22 protein-coding genes are annotated in these 21098 nt (G+C 67.3%); 5 read left to right on the top strand and 17 right to left on the bottom strand.

What is annotated here, in order from left to right; all coding sequences use genetic code 11:
• Positions 1-21 precede the first annotated feature (21 nt).
• Complete coding sequence (locus ACN0RC_RS04605; protein WP_417509256.1) at positions 22-501, top strand: hypothetical protein; 480 nt, start codon at positions 22-24, stop codon at positions 499-501.
• Here ACN0RC_RS04605 and ACN0RC_RS04600 read toward each other — a convergent pair.
• The 6 genes from ACN0RC_RS04600 to paaA all read right to left on the bottom strand — a co-directional run bounded on the left by ACN0RC_RS04600 (position 488) and on the right by paaA (position 5116).
• Complete coding sequence (locus tag ACN0RC_RS04600; RefSeq protein WP_417509254.1) at positions 488-1258, bottom strand: enoyl-CoA hydratase/isomerase family protein; 771 nt, start codon at positions 1256-1258, stop codon at positions 488-490. The two genes, ACN0RC_RS04605 and ACN0RC_RS04600, sit on opposite strands and share 14 nt — an antisense overlap.
• Positions 1259-1322: 64 nt before the next feature.
• A complete protein-coding gene (paaE, locus tag ACN0RC_RS04595) occupies positions 1323-2423 on the bottom strand; it encodes a 1,2-phenylacetyl-CoA epoxidase subunit PaaE (RefSeq protein WP_417509252.1) in 1101 nt (366 codons plus the stop codon).
• Positions 2420-2965 carry a 1,2-phenylacetyl-CoA epoxidase subunit PaaD gene (gene paaD / locus ACN0RC_RS04590; RefSeq protein ID WP_417509250.1) on the bottom strand — a complete coding sequence of 182 codons (546 nt, stop codon included), beginning with the start codon at positions 2963-2965 and terminating at the stop codon, positions 2420-2422. The genes paaE and paaD overlap by 4 nt, the downstream gene beginning before the upstream one ends.
• Complete coding sequence (paaC, locus tag ACN0RC_RS04585; RefSeq protein WP_417509646.1) at positions 2959-3756, bottom strand: 1,2-phenylacetyl-CoA epoxidase subunit PaaC; 798 nt, start codon at positions 3754-3756, stop codon at positions 2959-2961. Before paaC ends, paaD begins: the two co-directional genes overlap by 7 nt.
• 128 nt (positions 3757-3884) lie before the next feature.
• A complete protein-coding gene (gene paaB / locus ACN0RC_RS04580) occupies positions 3885-4169 on the bottom strand; it encodes a 1,2-phenylacetyl-CoA epoxidase subunit PaaB (RefSeq protein ID WP_417509248.1) in 285 nt (94 codons plus the stop codon).
• Positions 4166-5116, bottom strand: a complete 951-nt coding sequence (gene paaA, locus ACN0RC_RS04575; RefSeq protein WP_417509246.1) for a 1,2-phenylacetyl-CoA epoxidase subunit PaaA — start codon at positions 5114-5116, stop codon at positions 4166-4168. Before paaA ends, paaB begins: the two co-directional genes overlap by 4 nt.
• A 128-nt stretch (positions 5117-5244) precedes the next feature.
• Here paaA and ACN0RC_RS04570 point away from each other — a divergent pair, with 128 nt between their 5' ends.
• Positions 5245-7353, top strand: a complete 2109-nt coding sequence (locus tag ACN0RC_RS04570) for a RecQ family ATP-dependent DNA helicase (RefSeq protein WP_417509244.1) — start codon at positions 5245-5247, stop codon at positions 7351-7353.
• Positions 7354-7556: 203 nt separating this feature from the next.
• Here the strand turns inward: ACN0RC_RS04570 and ACN0RC_RS04565 are convergent, their stop codons facing one another.
• The 4 genes from ACN0RC_RS04565 to ACN0RC_RS04550 form a co-directional block, all read right to left on the bottom strand.
• A complete protein-coding gene (locus tag ACN0RC_RS04565) occupies positions 7557-9119 on the bottom strand; it encodes a DUF222 domain-containing protein (RefSeq protein ID WP_417509242.1) in 1563 nt (520 codons plus the stop codon).
• Between the two features lie 139 nt (positions 9120-9258).
• The gene (locus tag ACN0RC_RS04560) at positions 9259-9996 is read right to left on the bottom strand and encodes an alpha/beta fold hydrolase (RefSeq protein WP_417509240.1); all 738 of its coding nucleotides are present in this window, start codon (positions 9994-9996) and stop codon (positions 9259-9261) included.
• A 36-nt stretch (positions 9997-10032) separates the two neighbouring features.
• Positions 10033-10440, bottom strand: a complete 408-nt coding sequence (locus tag ACN0RC_RS04555; protein WP_417509238.1) for a RidA family protein — start codon at positions 10438-10440, stop codon at positions 10033-10035.
• Complete coding sequence (locus ACN0RC_RS04550; RefSeq protein ID WP_417509644.1) at positions 10425-11060, bottom strand: class I SAM-dependent methyltransferase; 636 nt, start codon at positions 11058-11060, stop codon at positions 10425-10427. The genes ACN0RC_RS04555 and ACN0RC_RS04550 overlap by 16 nt, the downstream gene beginning before the upstream one ends.
• Positions 11061-11114: 54 nt before the next feature.
• Between ACN0RC_RS04550 and ACN0RC_RS04545 the strand changes: the two genes are divergently transcribed.
• Positions 11115-11780 (top strand): HAD family hydrolase, encoded by a 666-nt coding sequence (locus tag ACN0RC_RS04545; protein WP_417509236.1) that lies wholly within the window; start codon positions 11115-11117, stop codon positions 11778-11780.
• Positions 11781-12096: 316 nt separating this feature from the next.
• On the opposite strand, the gene paaZ is transcribed toward ACN0RC_RS04545, so the two are convergent.
• The 3 genes from paaZ to ACN0RC_RS04530 are packed head-to-tail and all read right to left on the bottom strand — an operon-like array spanning position 12097 to position 15694.
• Positions 12097-14133 carry a phenylacetic acid degradation bifunctional protein PaaZ gene (gene paaZ / locus ACN0RC_RS04540; RefSeq protein ID WP_417509234.1) on the bottom strand — a complete coding sequence of 679 codons (2037 nt, stop codon included), beginning with the start codon at positions 14131-14133 and terminating at the stop codon, positions 12097-12099.
• Positions 14118-14927 (bottom strand): 3-hydroxyacyl-CoA dehydrogenase family protein, encoded by an 810-nt coding sequence (locus ACN0RC_RS04535; RefSeq protein ID WP_417509642.1) that lies wholly within the window; start codon positions 14925-14927, stop codon positions 14118-14120. Before ACN0RC_RS04535 ends, paaZ begins: the two co-directional genes overlap by 16 nt.
• Before the next feature lie 26 nt (positions 14928-14953).
• The gene (locus ACN0RC_RS04530; protein WP_417509232.1) at positions 14954-15694 is read right to left on the bottom strand and encodes an enoyl-CoA hydratase/isomerase family protein; all 741 of its coding nucleotides are present in this window, start codon (positions 15692-15694) and stop codon (positions 14954-14956) included.
• 124 nt (positions 15695-15818) lie between these two features.
• Here ACN0RC_RS04530 and ACN0RC_RS04525 point away from each other — a divergent pair, with 124 nt between their 5' ends.
• Positions 15819-16424, top strand: coding sequence for a TetR/AcrR family transcriptional regulator (locus tag ACN0RC_RS04525; RefSeq protein WP_417509640.1), 606 nt, complete (start codon positions 15819-15821; stop codon positions 16422-16424).
• Positions 16425-16441: 17 nt separating this feature from the next.
• Here ACN0RC_RS04525 and ACN0RC_RS04520 read toward each other — a convergent pair whose 3' ends face one another.
• The 4 genes from ACN0RC_RS04520 to ACN0RC_RS04505 form a co-directional block, all read right to left on the bottom strand.
• Positions 16442-17029 (bottom strand): nitroreductase family protein, encoded by a 588-nt coding sequence (locus tag ACN0RC_RS04520; RefSeq protein WP_417509230.1) that lies wholly within the window; start codon positions 17027-17029, stop codon positions 16442-16444.
• Between the two features lie 87 nt (positions 17030-17116).
• Positions 17117-18241, bottom strand: a complete 1125-nt coding sequence (locus ACN0RC_RS04515; protein WP_417509228.1) for an ABC transporter permease — start codon at positions 18239-18241, stop codon at positions 17117-17119.
• Entirely contained in the window at positions 18238-19134 is an 897-nt protein-coding gene (locus tag ACN0RC_RS04510; protein ID WP_417509226.1) for an ABC transporter ATP-binding protein, read from the bottom strand. Before ACN0RC_RS04510 ends, ACN0RC_RS04515 begins: the two co-directional genes overlap by 4 nt.
• 80 nt (positions 19135-19214) lie before the next feature.
• On the bottom strand, positions 19215-20384 hold the full coding sequence (locus ACN0RC_RS04505) for a benzoate/H(+) symporter BenE family transporter (protein WP_417509224.1): 1170 nt from the start codon (positions 20382-20384) through the stop codon (positions 19215-19217).
• A 120-nt stretch (positions 20385-20504) separates the two neighbouring features.
• On the opposite strand from ACN0RC_RS04505, the gene ACN0RC_RS04500 reads away from it, so the two are divergent.
• Complete coding sequence (locus tag ACN0RC_RS04500) at positions 20505-21077, top strand: NADPH-dependent FMN reductase (RefSeq protein WP_417509222.1); 573 nt, start codon at positions 20505-20507, stop codon at positions 21075-21077.
• Positions 21078-21098: the final 21 nt, after the last annotated feature.

Genomic DNA, 21098 nt, shown 5'->3' with positions numbered 1-21098 from the left:
CCTGAAGTTAGTCTCGGAACCATGAAACTCTCCGGCATCCGGTTCGTGCGCATCTTTCAGTGGATCGCGCCGGTGCTGCTGCCGCTGCTCGTGCTGTTCGGGCGATGGATCCTCGGTGCGCCGATGGGATGGATGACCTTCATCGGGATCTTCGTGGCCCCATTCATGGTCATCTTGATGTTCATCCCGCCGCTCATCGTCGTCTTCGACCGAGACGCGAAGGCGGCTCGCAGCACCCGACTCTTCTACGACATCGCGAGCTGGGTGTTGTGGGGAGCGCTGTTGCTGATGATGTTCACGCTCGTCGATGGGGGAGACACGCCGCCGTTCGGCTCTGCGGTCTCGACCTGGGGGTGGATGGACAGCGCGACATCATCGACGGTCTCCGGCATCGCCTTCCTCGTCGCGGTCATCAGCTGGGTCGGGGCGCTCATCACGGCCATCATCGGCGCGTCCCGCCGCGGCAGAACCCCGCTCAATACTCCGCTCAGCGCCCCGTGAAATCGGGCTTCCGCTTCGCCTGGAACGCCGCGAACCCCTCGCGGTAATCGGCGGTGTCGCGCAGGCTCTCCTGGTTGAGGTTCTCGGCGGCCACGGCATCCCATAATGCGAGGCGATCGTCGCGCAACCGGGCGACGAGGCGTTTGCTCGCGAGGAACGCCTGCGTCGCGCCGTGCGCGGCGCGGGATGCTGCGCTCTCTGTCGCTTGCCGCACCTCGTCTGCCGGGAAAACCTGTGAGAACAGTCCGGACTGCACGGCTTCAGCGCCGCTCATGAGTCGGCCCGTGTAGATGAGGTCGAGCGTCTTGTGAGCGCCGAGGCGCTCGTAGAACAGTGCGTGCCCGCCGGAGTCGAGCGCCGCGCCGAGCGCCGCGAATGGCGAGCCGATCTTGGCGCTGTCGGCGACGTAGACGACGTCGGTGGCGATCAGCAGCCCGAGACCAACGCCGAGGCAGGCGCCGTGAGCGGCGGCGAAAGTGGGTGCGGGGAACGCCGACATCTTCTTCAGAAGCGGGGTGACGAGGCCATCGAGGTATCCGGAGACGTCGTCGGTCGCAGGGTCGACTCCGGCGATATCGCGGCCCGCGCAGAAGCCGGCGCCCTCACCGCGCAGCACGAGGGCGCGGACGCCTGCGGCTTCGGCATCGTCGTACGCCGTGCCGAGTTCGCGCAGCGCAGATGGGTCGAGCGCATTGCGCTTCTCTGGAGCGTTCAGCACGACGTGGGCGACGTCATCGGCGATGGTCAGGTCGATCATGATCGCTCCGTTCATTGGGCGAGTTCATTGGGCGAGTTCATTGGGCGAGGTTCAGCGGGCGAGGTCAGGCGTCGTAGTCGACGACGACCCTCTCGGTGGTGGGGTGGGACTGGCAGGTCAGCACGTAGCCGCGCTCGAGCTCTTCCGGCTCCAAGGCGTAGTTCTCGGTCATCCGCACCTCGCCCGAGGTGAGGCGGGCGCGGCACGTGCCGCATACTCCTCCCGCGCATGCGAACGGCACGTCGCCGCGCACTCTCAGCGCAGCATCCAGAATCGCTTCGTTCGCGGCGACCGGAGACTCGACCATCGACGACAGCCCGTCGAGCGTGAATTCGATCGTGCGAACCTCGGCGCCCCTGTCGATGACGACGGGGCGGCCGCGGTCGACGCGCGGGCCGTCGGCGTCGCTCGTGAAGAGTTCGAAACGGATGCTGCCCGCGGGCACGCCGCGCCGCTCGAGGGTCTCGCGGCAGAGGGCGACGAGGTCGAAGGGTCCGCAGAGGAACCACTCGGTCACGGTCTGGGGAGGGAGGAGCCCATCGAGGATGGCGTCGAGCTTCTGGGCATCGATGCGCCCAGAGAGCAGGGGAGCGGTGCGCTGTTCGCGCGAGAGCACGTGGTGCAGCGCGAGGCGCGAGGGGTAGCGATCTTTGAGGTCGGCGAGGTCGTCGAGGAACATGACGTCCTGCGTGGAGCGGTTCGTGTAGACGAGGCTGAACTGGGCCGTCGGCGATGATGCCAGCACGTGCGCGGCCAGCGCCATCATCGGGGTCACCCCCGACCCGGCTGCGATGCCAGCGATATGGGCGTGGTCGAGGTCGGGCAGGCGGGTGGTGAACGTGCCTTCCGGGCTCATGACTTCGATGCGGTCGCCGGGTTTCAGGTTCTCGTGGGCCCAGACCGAGAAGAGCCCACCGAGGTCGCGCTTGATGCCGACGCTGATGCGGTCAAGGATCGGGGTCCGGCAGATCGAATAGCTGCGCCTGATCTCGCGACCGTCGACGTGCGCGCGCAATGCGACGTACTGTCCTGGCAGGTACTGGTAATCATCGCGCAGCTCGGGCGGGATGGCGAACGTCACCTCGATGCTCTCGGAGGTCAGCGGGCGAACCTCGCTGATCTCGAGCTCATGAAAGCGGCCGCGCCGACGCGTGGGAGTGGTCATATCGCTTTGAAGTGGTCGAAGGGTTCGAGGCAGGCGCGGCACTCGTACAGCGCTTTGCAGGAGGTCGAGCCGAAGCGGGTGACTTCGCGAGTGTCGATCGATTCGCAGCGCGGGCACTTCACCGCGAGGCGCAGTTTCACCGTGCCCGGAGCCTCTCGGACGGGACCCTGTCCGAGCGCCGCGCGGCCGGTCGGGGGAGCGATGCCGAAGTCGCGAAGCTTCTGCTTTCCGGCATCCGACATCCAGTCCGTCGTCCAGGCGGGCGAGAGCGTCGTGCGCACGTCGACGTCGGCGAAGCCGGCGGCAGTGAGCGCGAGGATCACGTCGTCGCGCATCGCGTCGATGGCGGGGCATCCGCTGTAGGTCGGCGTGAGCGTGACCCGCACGCGGTCACCATCTCGTGTTTCGGTGACTGCGACGTCGCGCAGGACGCCGAGGTCTTCGATCGTGAGGACGGGAATCTCGGGGTCCGTGACGGATGCCGCGACCCGCCATGCTTCTTGCTCGCGGGTGCGTGACTGCTCGCGGGTGCGTGTCACCATGTCGCCCCCGGATGCTGCCGCGCCAGCACCTGCATCTCAGCGAGGATGTGCCCGAGCGAGGAGAAGTGGATGCCGCGACGACCGCCGCCGGCGGACGCTTTCACCTGCGCGGGTTCCAGCTCGGCTTCTGCGAATACCGCCTCGATTGCGGCGTCGAACCCCGCGCGGAGCGCCGAGGGCCGCACCGCGATGCCCTCCAGCTCGTCGATCAGCGGCTCATCGCGGAACAGCTCGTCGACGTACGGCCAGATATCGGTCACCGCACGGATCGTCCGGCGACGGGATTCGTCGGTGCCGCCGGCGAGCCTCAGTATCCACTGCACGGCGTGGTCGCGGTGGTAGTCGACCTCCTTCACCGATTTCTCGGCGATGGCAGCGAGGGTCGGATCTTTCGAGGCCTGCAGCGCGGAGTACAGCTCGAAAAGATACGCGGATGCCACGAGCTGACGCACGATCGTCTGCGCGAAGTCGCCGTTCGGCTGCTCGAACAGCCAGGCACTGCGGAACTCGGGCTCATCGCGGAAGTACGCCAGGTCGTCTTCGCTGCGACCGTCGGCGGTGCCGGCGTAGCGCAGCAGCGAGCGGGCGTGGCCGAGCAGATCAAGGGCGATGTTCGCGAGTGCGACGTCCTCTTCGAGCTCGGGGGCGTGGGCGATCCACGCGCTGAGCTGCTGCGAGAGGATCAGTGCGTCGTCGCCGAGCCAGAGAGCGTATTCGGCGACCGCTGCGCTCGCCGTGGCATCCGCTTCGCCGGTGAGCTCTGCGGCGAGGTCGAGCTCGTCGACCGTGATGGCGCGATGGGCGTTGGGAGCTCCGGCCCGGGAGGTGTCGCGGTTGGTCGTGTCGGCGGCTTCTAGGCGACCATCTGCGACACCTGGTGTGCGTGGGCGTGGGCGCGGGTTCGGGGTCGGGTGCGGGTTCACAGGTGCGGCACCCCCTCGGAGGCGGTGTAGTACACCGCGTGACGGTAGTTCTTGCCGGCGGGGCTCTCGAAGAAGGAGCCCTTGGCGTCGGGATCGCTCGCGGTGATGGCATCTGATGGCACGACCCAGATCGAGGTGCCCTCACCTCGTCGCGTGTAGAGGTCGCGGGCGTTGCGGACGGCGAGCTCAGCATCCGGAGCGTGCAGCGATCCCGCGTGCACGTGACTCATGCCGCGGTTCGCGCGGACGAACACCTCCCACAGGGGCCAGGTTTCGCTCATGCCGCCACCTCTTCGGCGCGCACGGCCTGCTTGCGCGCGTACTCCGCCGCGGCCTCGCGCACCCACGCGCCGTCCTCGTGCGCTTCGCGCCTGGCGCGCACGCGTTCGGCGTTCATCGGTCCGTTGCCGCCCAGCACCTCGAAGAACTCCGTCCAGTCGATCTCGCCGCCGATATAGTTCTGGGTCTCTTCGTCGAAGTGCAGCTCGGGATCCGGCAGTGTGACGCCGAGGATCTCGGCCTGCGGCACGAGCATGTCGATGAAGCGCTGACGCAGCTCGTCGTTGGTGAAGCGCTTGATGTTCCACGCCATCGACTGCGCGGAGTTCGGGGAATCCCCATCGGGTGGCCCGAACATCATGAGCGACGGCCAGTACCAGCGGTTCACCGCATCCTGTGCCATCTCGCGCTGCGCGGGCGTGCCCTGCATGAGCGTCAGGAGGATCTCGAAACCCTGTCGCTGGTGGAACGATTCCTCTTTGCAGACGCGGATCATCGCGCGCCCGTACGGGCCATATGATGCGCGGCACAGCGGCACCTGGTTGACGATCGCGGCGCCGTCGACGAGCCATCCGATCGCGCCCATGTCGGCCCAGGTCGGGGTGGGGTAGTTGAAGATCGACGAGTACTTGGCCCTGCCGGCGATGAGCTGGTCGGTCATCTCGTCGCGGGTGATGCCGAGGGTCTGCGCTGCGGAGTAGAGGTAGAGGCCGTGACCGGCTTCATCCTGCACCTTCGCCATCAGGATCGCCTTGCGCTTCAGGCTTGGGGCACGGGTGATCCAGTTGCCCTCCGGCTGCATGCCGATGATCTCGGAGTGCGCGTGCTGCGAGATCTGTCTGATGAGGGTGCGGCGGTAGTCGTCGGGCATCCAGTCGCGCGGCTCGATGCGCGAGTCGGCGGCGATGAGGTCGTCGAAGCGCTGCTGTTCGGCGGTAATGTCGGTCATCCTGACTCCTTCGTCTTTACTGACCGTGCGTTCAGTAATTCTTTCATACCGGATGCCGGAATGCCACCCGCCCAGGCGTGTCTGCCGTCTGGGGCACCCGTGTCAGTGGTCTGGGGCAGAGTGGGGGGATGACACTCGACGCTACCGCCACCCATGAGCCGGCGCTCGCCGCGCTGCGCGAACTCGTCGGCCGGGACGACGCCTCGTTCCACGACGGGCAGTACGAGGCGATCGAGGCGCTCGTCACCGGGCGACGACGTGCGCTGGTCGTGCAGCGCACCGGGTGGGGCAAGTCTGCGGTCTACTTCGTCGCGACCTTGTTGCTGCGCCGGCAGGGGTCAGGTCCCACGGTGCTGGTCTCGCCGCTGCTGGCGCTGATGCGCGACCAGATCGCGGCGGCCGAGCGTGCGGGTGTCCGTGCGGTGGCGATCAACTCGACGAATGCGCATGAGTGGGATGACGTGCTCGCGCAGCTCGACCGCGATGAGGTCGACGTGCTGCTCGTATCGCCGGAGCGGCTGAATAATCCCGCGTTCCGCGAGCAGCGGCTTCCGGCGCTGGTGGAGCGCATCGGGATGCTCGTGGTCGATGAGGCGCACTGCATCAGCGACTGGGGTCACGACTTCCGCCCGGACTACCGGCGCCTGCGCGACCTGATCGCCCAGATGCCGGCCGAGGTGCCGGTGCTCGCGACGACGGCGACGGCGAACAGCCGGGTCGTGGCGGATGTCGAGGAGCAGCTGGGAGCGACCGGCGACGAGGGGGTTCCGGTGCTCACGATCCGCGGTCCGCTTGCGCGGACATCGCTGCGGCTCGGAGTGCTGCGACTGCCGGATGCCGCTCGCCGACTCGCCTGGCTGCTCAGCCATATCGACGAGCTGCCAGGGTCGGGAATCATCTACACGCTCACGGTCGCCGCGGCAGTCGACACTGCTCGGCTGCTGCGTGAGCGCGGTCACGAGGTGCGTGCGTACACGGGGCAGACCGATCCTGATGAGCGGGCCGAGTCCGAGGGGATGCTCAAGCGCAATGAGGTCAAAGCGCTTGCGGCGACGAGTGCGTTGGGGATGGGGTTTGACAAGCCCGACCTCGGGTTCGTGCTGCATCTGGGTGCACCGTCGTCTCCGGTCGCGTACTACCAGCAGGTCGGGCGCGCCGGGCGCGCGAGCGAGAGTGCGGATGTGCTGCTGCTGCCGGGGCCAGAGGACCGCGACATCTGGCACTATTTCGCGACGGCCTCGATGCCCGATCAGGAGCGCGCCGAGCGGGTGATCGCAGCCCTCGGCGACGCACCGATCTCGACTCCTGCGCTGGAGGCGATGGTCGATATCCGCCGCACACCGCTCGAACTGCTGCTGAAGGTGCTGGATGTCGATGGCGCGGTGCGCCGGGTGCAGGGCGGGTGGGTTGCGACTGGCCAGCCGTGGACGTACGACCGCGAGCGCTACGAGCGCATCGCGGCCGAGCGTCTCGCGGAGCAGCAGAGCATGATCGAGTACGAGCAGACCGACGGATGCCGCATGGAGTTCCTGCAGCGCTCGCTGGATGATGCCACGGCTGCGCCGTGCGGACGGTGCGACAACTGCGCGGGGGCGTGGTTCCCGACAGAGATCGGGGCGTCGGCGAGTGCCGCGGCATCCGAATCGCTCGATCGCGTGGGTGTCGCGGTCGAACCGCGACGCCAGTGGCCCACCGGGGCCGGCCGACTCGGCGTTGCGGTGAAGGGGCGCATTCCTGCGGGTGAGCAGGCGAGTGAGGGGCGGGCGCTCGCCCGCCTGACGGATCTCGGCTGGGGAGGCACGCTGCGCACGCTGTTCGCGGCAGGGGCAGCGGATGCTCCGGTGTCGGCGCAGGTGCTGTCGGCGTGCGTGCGAGTGCTGGCGGACTGGGGCTGGAGTGAGCGGCCGGTCGCGGTGGTCGCGATGCCGTCGCGTTCGCATCCGCAGCTCGTCGATTCGCTGGCGCGGGGGATCGCCGAGATCGGCAAGCTTCCCTATGTCGGCGCGCTCGCGATGGTGGATGGTGGGCCGACGGGGCAGCCGGGTGGGAACAGCGCCTTCCGGCTCGCGGGGGTGTGGGATCGATTCAGCGCGGACGGGATTGAGGTGCCGGCAGGGCCGGTGCTGCTCGTCGATGACCAGGCTGACAGTAGATGGACGCTCACTGTTGCCGCTCGGGCGCTGCGGCAGGCCGGTGCCGCAGAGGTGCTGCCGTTCGTGCTTGCGCTGCGCGGGTGATTCGCGTCAGCCGGCGCGCGGAGATCGACCCCAGCACGCTGTTGGCGCAGGTCGTCGCCGACATTATCCTGGTGCTGTGCGATGGTTGCTGCGTGGAAGGTCCGGCCCAATTGGAAAGAGACCCCGTCGACGCACCCGTAGGCGGAATTTATGGGTGGGCTGATCCGTGCAGACGGCACCCGATCCGCGTTTCCAGGATTGCTTTATGACTTGTGCCGTTGTCGGGGCCGTTGTCGGTGCCGGTCGCGGGGTCGAGGAGTGCCGGTGGGATGCCAGCGCCTGGTGCGGTCCCACCAGAGCGGGCCGCGGATCTCGGGGACTCCGCCGTTCATGCGGATTCGCCACTCTGACAGGTGCAGGTTGCGATGGTGCCACCAGCAGAGCAGCACGCCGTTGTCGGTATGAGTGGGACCGCCGTCGGCATGTTCTCGAACGTGGTGAATCTCGCACCAGCTTGCGGGAGTGGTGCAGCCGGGGATGATGCATCCGCCGTCGCGGAGCGTGATCGCGCGACGCTGCAGTGCGTTGAAGATGCGGGCGGAGGTTCCCAGCGACGCGATGCGGCCGTTGTCATCGAACAGGACCCGTTGGATGCCGCCCGCGCACCCGGTCTGCTCGGCAACCCGTGACGGAATGAGGTCTCCGGTGTTCACGACGGTTGCCCATCCGGAGCCGGTGGCGTAGTCGTCGGCCCTGACGCTCACGACGAGGGTCGGGGTTGCGCCGCCGATCTGGGGGAAGCCTCCGTCACGAGCGGCGGTAGTGATGACCATCGCGAAGGCGTCGTGCATCTTCTGGGCGCGGGTGCGCTGGTCGATGAACATCGATTCGTTGTGCGGTGTTCCGTTCGGGGTGACACCGCCGTCGTCGACGGATCCGTGCGCGCTGCTGTCGCCTGTGCTGGCGTCTGTGTCGACATCTGCGCTGTCAGCGAAGCGGACGCCGCCGGTGGGGTCGTCGGGAGCATCCACCCGCGGGTTGAGCAGACTGTCGAGGAGCAGTCTCAGCTGGCCGGCGACCTCGGGCAGCAGGTTGCCGCGCACGCGGACTGCTCCATCGCGCTCACGGCCGATGATGAAGCCGCGAGTGCGTGCGCCGATCTCGTCGGAGGGTTCTGCGCCGTCGGGGTCGAGATAGGCCAGAAGAACCTTCGACAGGATTCGCAGGTCCTCCGGCACGGGGAGCGGGCCGCGGGAGTTCGCGTCTGCAGCATCCGCATTGGAATCGTCGGCATCGCGATCGTCGTTGATGCCGCAGGCAAGCATCGCGAGCTGCCGGTCGGCTTCGATCCGTGCGTCGTCGAGGATGCGCGCGCGGGACTGCTCGAGTGGCTCCATCGCCGCGAGGAGTCCCGCGACTCCGATCGCTCCGTCGACCATCGCTGAGCGCAGTTCGGGGTAGCGGGCAGGCAGGAATTCTCCGTTCGATATTCCGCGGGTGCGCGAGAGCAGCCGCGCGGTCTTGACGACGCGGTTCGCGTCTCGCGTGTCGGTGCGGGTCAGCACCCGAATCAGATCGACGGGACGCGCCCACCCGTACTTCTCGGTGATCTTGTCGTCACGCATCGGAGCCGAGCGCTCGAGAACCTGAACGGATGCCTCGACCTGAAGGCCTTCGATCCTCTTCTGGATGCGCCCTGTCGTCTCGAGCAGGGCGGCAATCTCAGCATCCGACAGGTCGGGGATCACCTCGTTCTCGAACGCCTCACCGCTCGCCTCAGCGAGAGACCGTTCCAGGTCTTCGAGGTGAGCGACGATGGTGTTCATACCCTCTATTCAAGTGAGGGCCACGGACATTCAGGCCCCATATTCGGGCTGATCAGAGAACTTTTTCAAAGCAGGTCATGCGAGATGATTTCGGTCGGTTCCCGACGCTCACAACGGGCGAAATCCATCTGGCATGCGCTCAGCGCAGCAGTTCGGCGACGCGGTCGTTGAACCACGCGGGGCGCTGCAGGGGGATGCCGTGCCCGCAGCCGTCGACGATCTCGAGCTCACTGCCGGGCAGCGCACCGTGGATTGCGTGGGCCGAGTCACGCATCAATCGCCGCTCGCGTTGGCCGACCATGATGAGTGCGCGACCCGGGAACGCGGGCCAGGCCTCGGGCAACGTGAATCGGAGATTAGCGCCCACGGCGGCGAGGAGCGTGGCCCTTGTGATGCCGGCGCTAGTGCTGATGTAGTTCTCCATCAAGTGCGCAGGGATGAAGAGTTCGCGTGCCTGCAGCTTCGCGAACCACCGCTTGCGGGCGAGAGGCGCGCTGGCGCCCAGCATTGCGAGGGTGAGGGCAGTGAGCGGAAGAGGTTCAGCCTGTGCGCTGACGACGATGACCTGGGCGACGAGGTCGGGGTGCGCGGCTGCGAGCTGGATGGTGAGTTGCGCACCGAGAGAGAACCCGACGACGGTGGCGCGGCGACCGCGGGCGGCATCGACCAGTACCCGCGCGAGCTCGTCGACTGTGGCTGCGTGGGAGACATACGGTTCGTCGGCGGAGCGGCCGTGCCCGGGGAGATCGGGGATGAGAACCGCGTAGTCGGCCTGCAGGTGCTCCTTCAGGGAATCCCACATCCATCCCGCAACACCGCCGCCATGCAGGAGGAGAACCGGGGGTGCGTCGTGCGGTCCGTGAGAGGCGAGGGACATGGTCCTCCGATCCTGTCAGACCTGTCTGGGGGGCACTCAGTCCTGCACGGCGGCGACTACTTCGATCTCTACGAGCTGGTCGTTGTAGCCGAGGACGGTGACGCCGAGGAGCGTGCTCGGCACATCGTGGCTGCCGAATGCGTCGCGCACGACGTTCCACGCGGCGACGAGGTCTGATTGGTGCGTCGAGGCGACGAGAACGCGAGTGCTGATGACGTCGTCGATGTCGGCGCCGGCCGCAGAGAGAGCGATTCTCATGTTCTCGATGCACTTGGCTGCTTGAGCGGCGAAGTCACCGATGCCGGCCGTCGACCCGTCTTCGTTCAGTGGGCACGAGCCAGCGAGGAAGATCAGCCGTGCATCGGCCGGGGCTGTCGCGGCGTACGCGTACTCTGCGGCGTCGGAGAGAGCGGACGAACGGATCAGGGTTACTGCTTTGGGCATGGGGTGCCTTCCGAGTGGGTGGTGGGCGGCCGGCGTTCGCATACGATCGTCCCGACGGGGCGCTGTCCGCGCGTTTCGCGCAGGTGGGTTTCCAGGGTGGAGAAGCCCGCGGCTTCCAGCCGGTCGACGAGCTCTTCCGCTGGCCAGCGGTACGCGCGCGTGACGACGTGGTCGAACGGCTCGATACTGGCCCCGCTGAAGAAGCCGAGCGCGAGTTGTGCACCAGGGCGCAGCACGCGCGCGAACTCAGAAAACGGTGTGACAATCGCGTGCGGTTCGTGATGGATCGTCGAGAACCACGAAAGGATGCCGCCGAGCGAGCCGTCGGCCGCATCGACGTGGTCGATGCTCCCGAGATCGAATCGGATGCCGGGGTAGCTCGACCGCGCGTGCTCAAGGAAAGACGGTACGAGGTCGATGCCGCGCGCATCGCAGCCGAGCTCGTTCAGGTGGTTCGTCCAGTGTCCTGGCCCGCAGCCCGCGTCGAGGATCTCTCCGTCGATCTGCGTCGCCCAGGTGTCCATGATCTGCCGGTCTGACGGATGCACCGACGACATGGAGCCGAGGAGCTCGACGTACTCCGCGGCGCGCGCCGAGTACGCGGTGGTTGTGGCGGACATCACGTCACGAGGGTATCGGGGTGGGGGAGGTGCGCCGCCTGGCAAGCTGGGGTGGTGACCGCGATCCTCTTCGACCTCGACTCCACCCTCATCGATCATGCGTCGGCTTCAGCGCCGGCCGTCCGCGACTGGGGCACAGAGCTGGGGTTGCCGACGGACGGCATCGCGGAGCGGTGGGAGACGCTCTCGTCTCGTCACTATGCCCGCTATCAAGCGCGGGAGATCTCGTTTCAGGGGCAGCGTCGCGAGCGTGTCCGCGACCTGCTCGGGCGAGACCTCAGCGATGGCGAGGCTGACGAGCTTTTCGCCGGATATCTTCGGCGTTACGAAGCAGGATGGACCATGTATGCCGACACCCTGCCGTGTCTGACTCCGCTCCACGACGCCGGGGTGACGCTCGGCATCCTCACCAATGGCGACCGCACTCAGCAGCTGCAGAAGATCGATCGGTTCGGCATTTCGAGCTTCTTCGATGCAATCGTGTGCTCCTCAGACCTCCCGTACGGAAAGCCGCACCCCGGTGCATTCGCAGCTGCGGCGAAAGCCCTTGGTCATCAGAGGGCCGATGTGCTCATGGTCGGTGACAGCATCGACAACGATGTGCGCGGCGCGCTCGACGCAGGTCTGCGAGCGATTCTGCTGGATCGAGACGGCCGATACGCGGGGGACGATGTGACCGCGATCGCGACGCTCGAAGAACTTGCGGGAACCTTCTCGTAGGGTCATTGCATGAAGCTCTCTCGCATGCTCGCCCTTGTGCTCCTCGCTGCCGGCTGACGGACGGGCGGCAGCTGTGAGCGGATGCCGCGCGGGATGGATCTCCGTTGCGAAAGGTGGCTGGGGGCCGCGAAATACACCCCGCGCGCCGGCTCGCGTTACGCGATCGGCCGATTTCGGTGGGTCTTGGCCGGTTCGCGCCGCGCGGGATGGATTTCCGTTGCGAAAGGTGGCTGGGGGCCGCGAAATACATCCCATGCGCCGCGGATGCCGTGCGGATGTCGCACGCCCCGCGCCCCGCGCACCGTCCCGCCCGCGCCTACTCCTTCTCGACGAGCGTCAGCACGTCGTACGTTGCGACGGTCTCGTCGTTCTGGTTGCGGATGAGCGCATCCCAGCGCACCTCGCCGTACTCGTCCGTCTCGCGCGGAGTGATCTGCTTGGCCGTCAGGTCGACGCGGATGCTGTCGCCCGGCGATACCGGAGTCACAAAGCGCAGGTTCTCGAGCCCGTAGTTCGCCAGCACTGGCCCGGGCTCCGGGTCGACGAAGAGCCCTGCCGCCCACGACACGAGCAGGTAGCCGTGCGCGACGCGTCCGGGGAAGAACGGGTTCGCCGATGCGGCCTCCTCATTCATGTGCGCGTAGAACGTGTCGCCGGTGAAGTGCGCGAATGTCTCGATGTCGTCGAGCGTGACTTCGCGAGACTCTGACGCGATCCGGTCGCCGATGCGCAGCTGTGCGAGCGACTTCCGGAACGGATGCACCCCGTCCGAGCGCGCTGCAGCCCCCGCATGCCACACGCCGGTGATCGCCGTGAGCATCTCGGGCGAACCCTGCACGGCCGTGCGCTGCATGTGGTGCAGCACCGCGCGGATGCCGCCGAGCTCCTCACCGCCGCCGGCCCGCCCCGGCCCGCCGTGCACCAGACCGGGCATCGGCGAGCCGTGACCGGTCGACGAACGGGCATCGTCCCGGTCGAGGAAGAGCACGCGCCCGTTCCAGGCGGCGACGCCTGTCATGATCTCGGTCGCGAACGAAGGATCGTGCGTCGCCACGCTCGTCACGAGCGACCCGCCGCCGCGGGCGACGATGTCGGATGCCTCTGCCACAGTGTCGTACGTGATCAGAGACGCCACCGGACCGAACGCCTCCACTTCGTGGACGGCGTCGGCGTGCGTGTCGTCGAAGCGCAGCAAGATGGGCGAGACGAACGCGCCATCAGAGTCGGATGCTTCGGCGCTACCGATCACGATCCGCCCACCGCCATCGGTGAGAGCCCGCACCTGGCGCAGCACTTCATCGCGCTGCGTGAGCGAGACGAGCGGTCCCATCGTGACGCCCTCATCCCGCGGATCGCCGACGGTGACCTTCTCGGCGAGGCGTGCCCGGACGGCGTCGATCACAGCATCCGCTTGACCGGCAGGAACGACGGCACGACGAATCGCGGTGCACTTCTGCCCGGCCTTCGTCGTCATCTCGGTGACGAGCTGGCGCACGTACGCGCTGAACTCGGGAGTGCCGACGAGAGCATCCGGCCCGAGCACTGATGCGTTGATCGAATCTGTCTCGGCGGTGAAACGCACGCCGGTGGGCGTCTGCGTGCGCAGCGCCGTCGCGGTCGATGCGCTGCCCGTGAAAGCGACGATGTCACCGACCTTCAACTGGGTGAACAGCGTGGGCACGCCGCCGCTGACGAGTTGCAGCGAGCCGGCAGGAAGGAGGCCTGATTCGACGAGAATCCGGACCATCGCCTCGGTGAGATAGCCGGTGGGAGTCGCGGGCTTGATGAGCGACGGCATGCCGGCAAGGAACGCGGGAGCGAACTTCTCGAGCGGACCCCACACCGCAAAGTTGAACGCGTTGATCTGCACGGCGACGCCGGGCAGTCGCGTGTAGATGTGCCGTCCGAGCAAGGTGCCGTCCTTCGACAGCGGCTCGACCGCGCCATCGACGTACACCTGGGAGTTCGGCATCTCGCGACGCCCCTTGCCCGAGTACGCGAACAGCACCCCGATGCCGCCGTCGATGTCGACCCACGAGTCAGCCTTGGTCGCACCGGTCTGCGCCGACAACGCATAGAGCTCGTCCTTGCGCTCGGTCAGAGCCAGCGCGAACTGCTTGAGCAGCAGGGCGCGTTGATGAAACGTCAGCGCGCCGAGCGACGTCTGGCCGATGGTGCGCGCGTAGGCGAGCGCACCGGTGAGGTCGAGGCCCTCCGTGCTGACGCGTGCGACCTCGTGGCCCGTCGACGCATCCCGCACGACTGCCGCCTCGCCGGGGGAGTCCGGCGCCCACCACGCGTCCTGCAGGTAGCTCGGCGTGATCGCGATCTCGGCAGTCATGGTGTCTCCCATTTGTAGAATCCTTCGCCGCTCTTGCGGCCGAGCTTCCCCTCGGCGACGAGCTGGCGCAGCAGTGCAGGCGGTGCGAAACGATCGCCGAGCGTCGCGTGCAGCTCCTCGGCGATATCGAGGCGCACGTCGAGCCCGACGATGTCGGTCGTGCGCAGCGGGCCCATCGGATGCCGGTATCCGAGCTCCATCGCCCGGTCGATGTCCTCGGCAGATGCGACTCCGGAATCCAGCATCCGGATCGCCTCGAGCGCCAGCGCGACCCCCAACCTGCTTGACGCGAACCCGGGGGAGTCGCGCACGACGATCGGGGTCTTGTCGATCGTCGTCACCCACTCGCGCGCCCGCTCGACGATGGCGGGGTCGGTCGCCGTGCCCGCCACGATCTCCACGATCGAAGAGGTCGGCACCGGGTTGAAGAAATGCAGCCCGAGGAACCGACCCGGCGCCGTCAGTGCGGCAGCCAGGTCAGTGATCGAGATCGACGATGTGTTCGAGGCGAGCACCGCGCCGCGAGCCGCGGCTTCGATTCGTGCGAGGGCTGCTGCCTTCAGCACGCGATTCTCGGGTACCGCTTCGGTCACCAGGTCGCAGCCTTCGAAGGCGGCGATGTCGTCTCCGACGTGGAGAGCGCGATGCAGCGCAGCAGCATCACGGATGGTGACACCACGTTCGATCGAGCGGGCAATACCCTGGCGGATGCGTTCTGCCGCGGCATCCGCCGTCTGCGCATCGCGCTCGACCACCACGACCTCGCAGCCGGCGAGCAGGAACGCGTGTGCGATTCCCGCTCCCATGCGACCACCGCCGAGAACTCCGATCTTCACGGGCGTCCCTTCCTCTCGAGGAAATCTGTCATGCGCCGCATCTTCTCGGCGCTCTCGAACAGTTCGGCCTGCAGCTCGCCATCGATCGCCGGGTGCGCATCGCGTGGAGCACGAAGCGCGGTTTTCGTATGCCGGATCGCAAGCGGATCCGCGGCGGCGATGCGGTCGACGATCGCGTGCGCGGCCGGCATCAGGTCCGCCGGCTCGCGGACGGCGGAGATGAGACCGGCGGACAGCGCTTCGTCCGCACTCAGGATGCGTCCGGTGAGCAGCATCTCGTTCGCCAGTCCCTCGCCGACGATCTCGCGCAGGCGCCAGGTCGCTCCCGCCGCGGCGATGATGCCGAGACTCGGCTCAGGGTTGCCGATCTTCAGCCGGGGAGTCGCGATGCGGATGTCGGCGGCATAGGCGAGTTCGGCGCCACCGCCGAGTGCGTAGCCGTCGAGTGCGGCGATCACGGGCATCGGCAGCTCGCGAATGCGGATGAACGCCATCGCGTTGATGCCGCGACGTGCATCGTCGGCCCGGCGTGCGCGGAGCTGGGCGATATCGGCGCCGGCAGCGAAATCATCTCCGCTGCCGGTGAGGATCAGGATGCGCGGATCGGCCTCGAGCTCGGCGCAGAGCACGTGCAGGGCATCGATCATCTCGCGGTCGATCGCATTGCGCTTCTCTGGCCGATTCAGGCGAGCGATCACGCGATCGGGACGTCGCTCGACGGCGAGTATGTCGTCCATCACTGCCCCTGACTGCATCGTCGTGTCGTCGTGCGCGCATAGCCAATTCCTGACCATTCGTTCAGTATTTAGTATGACAAGGAAGTCGCGGGTCGGCAATGATGCCAGACTGGACCGCGTGTCAGTGTCGAAACAACCCGCCAGCGAGAGCGGTGTGCGGCGAGGGCGGCCGGGCTACGACCAGGGGCAGGTCCTCGAGATCGCCGTGCAGGTCTTCATCGAACAGGGCTACGACGCCACCTCAGTGGCGACTCTCGCCACGCGGCTCGGGCTGTCGAAGTCGGCGCTGTACCACCACTTCGAATCCAAAGAGGCGCTGCTTGAGGTCGCACTGGACGAGGCGCTCAGTGGTCTCGAGGGTGCGCTGGCGGATGCCGGTGAGGGATCTGCCCGCGACCGCCTGGAGCACGTGCTGCGCGGCGCCGTGCTCGTGCTCGTCGACAGGCTCGCCTACGTCACGCTGCTGCTGAGGGTGCGGGGGAACAGCGACGTCGAACGGGCGGCGCTCGAGCGCCGACGCGCGTTCGACCGGGAGGTGACCGCGCTCGTGCGCGCGGCGCAGAGCGAGGGTTCGGTGCGCAGCGACATCGCGCCGCCAGTGGCGACCCGATTGCTGTTCGGCATGGTCAACTCGATCGTCGAGTGGTACCGACCGAGCGGTGAAGAGGGCGCGCAGGAACTGGCCCGCGATGTGCTGCGCGTGGTGTTCGACGGGCTCGGCACGCGGTAACGTCTCGCGCGAATGGGTCAGGCGCTGGCGATGACCGTCTCGTCGAGGGGGCGACGCACGCGCGGGGCGGCCTCGCGCTCCTGCAGCTTCTCAGACAGCGCTGATGCATCGCCGAGCATGCCGAGAGCGATCACCGAGGTCGGAGTGAACCGCTCCTCGACCCCGGGCAGGCGGCGCAGCGCGTCGCGATCGATGCCACCCATCTGGTGCACGTACAGCCCATCGGCGTGCGCCTGCACCGAGAGGTGCGCGGCAGCCTGGCCCAGGTCGTACTGCGCCCACGGGCGGGCTTGGCCCTCGGCATCCTGATCTTCAGAGAGCGCGACGATCAGCACCTGAGCGGCACCCGCCCACTCGCGGTTGAAGCCCATGAGCGCCTCGTCGATCTGCGTGTGCAGTTCGGTGCCGCGACGGGCGACGATGAAGCGCCACGGCTGGGTGTTGCTCGCCGAGGGCGACCAACGGGCGGCCTCGAGAGCTGCGGCGAGCTTGTTCTCGTCGATCGGCGTGCTGGCGTCGAATGCCCGAGGGCTCCAGCGCCCCGCCAGAACGTCGAGAACCGGAACGGAAGTCGGCGCGGTGCGCTCGAGAGTAGGAGTGCTCATGGTGCCTTTCGAGGTCAGAATTCTGCGCAGACCCCGTCGTCGGCTTTCACTTTCAGACTAATGCACTCTGCTGAATGGACTCTCGGCTCAGCGGCGCAGAGCGTCACGGAATTTCACCCGCGCGCCCATCTTCAGCAGCGTGTTCTCGTAGATCTTCGCGCCGAGGAGCACGACGATCGCGCAGGTGACGAGCGTGATGGCCAGCGACGCCAGCGGCTCCCACCACTCAGCCTCGTTGAAGAACAGCCGGATCGGCATGCCCACCGGCGCCGAGAACGGCACGTAGGAGAGCACGGTCATGACCACCGGGTTGTCTCCGAAGAAGATCACCAGGAAGTACGGAATCATCGTCAGATACATCACCGGCGTCACGGTCGCGCCGACGTCCTCCTGGCGTGAGACCATCGAGCCCGCTGCCGCGAACATCGCCGCGAGCAGGATGAATCCGAAGAGGAAGAAGATGGCGAACCAGGCCACGGGGCCGCCGAGGCCGGCAAGGACTTCTGTCTGTCCTGTGACGATGAGCCCGATGGTCCCGACGGCGACCAGCAGCAGGATCTGAGAGATCGCCAGGATCGTATTGCCGATCACCTTTCCGGCCAGAAGCACGCGTGCGGGCATGGCAGACAGCAGGATCTCGACGACACGGGTCTGCTTCTCTTCTACGACGCTCGTCGCGACGGGCATGCCGAACATCATCGCCGCCATCATGAACACGACGCCGAAGCCGATGCCGAGGATGTAACGCAGCGGCCCGTCATTCGCCGGGTCTGCGTTCAGCAGCTCGACTGTCGGCGCCTGCGAGAGCATCATCACCAGTGACTGCGGTGCTTCCGTGTCGGCGATGACGACGATGCCGGTCGGAGATGACGCATCGTCGATGAGCGCGGCGTCGACCGTGCCGTCCGTGACGAGCTCTTCGGCCGCGGCGCGATCGGCCACCTCGGTGACGTCGAAGCCGTCTGCGTCCTGGAGCACTGCAGAAGCCTCGCTCGTCGCCGCGATGGGCGTCGAACTGGGATTCGCCGACGAGACTCCCGCCCAGATGACACCGGCGAGGGCCATGAGAAGCAGGATCGCGGTCGAGATCAGATACGCCTTGCTGCGCAGCTTCGTCGAGAGTTCACGTTCGGCGACGAGCCAGACGCCCTGGGCAGAGGAGAGTGCGCGGGTAGAGGACAGCGCACGGGTGGAGGGTGCTGACGTGGTCACTGGATGACCTCCTTGAAGATCTGCGAGAGCGAGGGATGCTGAGGGGCGAAGTGGGCGACATCGCCGCCGTCGAGTGCGCGGCGCAGAACGCGCTGCGCGATGGCGGGGTCTTCGGCGTCGAAGATGGCGTTGCCGCCCTCGAAGTCGATGACGGTCACGCCCGGCTCGTCACGCAGCCAGCCGACATCGCCGCTGCTCTCCAGCTCCCAGCGCGGAGCGGAGTGCTCCTCGCGAAGCCGGTCGCGGGGGCCTGCGGCACGGATGGTGCCGGCGGCGATGATCACGAGGTCATCGCAGAGCCGCTCGACGACGTCGAGCTGGTGTGAGGAGAACAGCACCGAGACGCCGCGGGATGCGCGCTCCTGCAGCACGGCGGCGACGGTCTCGACAGCGAGTGGATCGAGGCCCGAGAAGGGCTCGTCGAGGATGAGCACTTCGGGATCATGCACGAGGGATGCTGCGATCTGAGCGCGCTGCTGGTTTCCGAGCGAGAGCGCCTCGAGGTTGTCGTTCAGACGCTCGCCGAGACCCAGTTCTGTGAGCAGTGCGGTCGCTTTCTCGACGGCATCCGCTTTGGTGAGCCCGTGCAGGCGAGCGAGGTAGACGACCTGCTCGAGCACTTTCATCTTCGGGTACAGCCCGCGCTCTTCGGGCATGTACCCGAACTGGCGGCGCGCGTCGGCGGTGAGCGGTGCGCCGCCGAGCGTAATCTCTCCGCCATCGGATGAGAGCAGACCGAGTACGATCCGCATCGTCGTGGTCTTGCCGGCGCCGTTGCCGCCGACGAAGCCGGTGAGGCGTCCGGCGGCGACCGAGAAGGAGACGTCATCGAGGACGCGACGGGCGCCGTAGTTCTTCGTGACGCCGGTGAGCTGCAGTGTTCCTGAAGGCATGAATCCACGCTATGGAGTGCGCGTGCGCTTCGGCATCCCCCACAGGGGGGATCTTCGGCATCCGCCTTGCGGTGATGCGCTCATCGCCGAGTCAGCACGGCGCGCACGAGGAGTCCTGCCACCAGCGCCCAGAACGCGGCGCTGATGCCGGCGATCGCCAGGCCGGATGCCGCGATGAGGAAGGTCACCACGGCCGCCATGCGCTCGCCGGGCTCGGCGACGGCCTGGTGGACGGCCGAGCCGAGTGCTGTGAACAGGGCGACGCCGGCGACGGCGGGGATGACCGCGGCGGGCGCCAGGATCACGAGGGCGGAGAAGGCTGCTGCGAGTCCGCCGAGCACGATGTAGAAGACACCGGTGGATGCTCCGGCCACCCAGCGCCGCTTCGAATCGGGGTCTGCTTCAGGAGACGCCGCGAGAGCCGCACTGATCGCGGCGAGGTTGATGCCGTGTCCGCCTGCGGGGGCGCCGAGCGCCGTGCCGATCCCGGTGACGAGCATCGCCGGTCGCCAGGGCACCTCGTATCCGAAGCTGCGCATGATCGCGACGCCGGGCACGTTCTGCGATGCCATCGTCACGATGAACAGCGGCAGGGCGACACCGACGAGGGCCCCGACGGTGAAGGTGGGCATGGTGAGTTCGATGCGGGGGACGAGTAAGCCGGCATCCAGCGGTGCACCGGTGCGGATGAGTTCGACGGTGATGACGACCGCTGCGGCGACGAAAGCGAGCGGGGTGGCCCAGCGGGGTGCGAGTCTCATGAAGATCAGCCAGGTGATGAGAACGGGCAGGACGCCCCAGGGGTTCTCGGCGAGACCGGTGATCGGCGCGAGACACAGGGGAAGCAGGACGCCTGCGAGCATCGCCTGCGCGATCGATGCCGGGATCCGAGCGATGAGCCGGCCGAACCCCGGCCAGAGCCCGGCGAGCAGGGTGAGGGCTGCGACGACCAGGAATGCGCCGGTCACCGCGGACCAGCCGCCGTCGACGGTGCCGGTGGCGGCGAGAAGCGCGGCTCCGGGCGTCGACCAGGCGACGGTGATCGGCATTCGATATCGCCAGGCGAGGATGATGCACGCGATCCCCATCGTGAGGCTCAGGATGATGAGTCCGCTCGTCGCCTGAGAGGCGGTGGCGCCCACTGCGTTCAGGCCAGTGAGCACGACGGCGAACGAGCTGGTGAAGCCGACGAGTGCCGTCACGATCCCCGCGGTGATGGGGCGCGACAGCGGGGAGGTCGCGTCGGTCATAGGGATGAGGCTAGCGGTTCCCACCAAATTCTTATATGCACGGGAATATAATTTCGTCTTCGGCAGTTGACACGATCAGACCGCAATCGGCTCGTCTGAGCCCGAACAGAAGGAACACCTGTGACCCGCACCATCGGCTACATCGTCGGCAGCATCTCGAGCACCTCCATCAACCGCCGCCTTGCGCGCGTTCTGGCCAATCTCGCCCCGGAGGGCACCGAGCTCGTCGAGATCCCGATCAAGGATCTGCCCTTCTACTCGCCCGACTTCGACGGCGATTTCCCGCAGGTCGCGCTCGACTACAAGAAGGCCATCGCCGACGTCGACGGCGTCATCATCGTCACCCCCGAGTACAGCCGCTCGATCCCCGGCGTGCTCAAGAACGCCCTCGACTGGTCGACTCGTCCGTACGGCAACATGTCGTTCTTCGGCAAGCCCGTCGCCGTCATCGGCACCTCGGGATCGGGTGTGGCCACCGCCGCAGCTCAGCAGCACCTGCGTGCGATCCTCGGTCACTTCAGCGCGATCACCATGGGCCAGCCCGAGGGCTTCATCCAGGACCGCCCCGGCCTCTTCACCGACGAGGGCCAGGTGACCGATGACTCGACCGCAGGCTTCCTCGTCGGCTACCTCGAGGCTTTCAACGCCCTCATCTCGCGCGTGCAGCACTCCGCGGACCTCGTCGGCGCCTGAGTATTTGTGAACGATCGGATG

Source organism: Microbacterium sp. (assembly GCF_048259935.1).
Lineage (GTDB): Bacteria > Actinomycetota > Actinomycetes > Actinomycetales > Microbacteriaceae > Microbacterium.
This window is presented reverse-complemented; position numbering and strand designations above follow the sequence as displayed.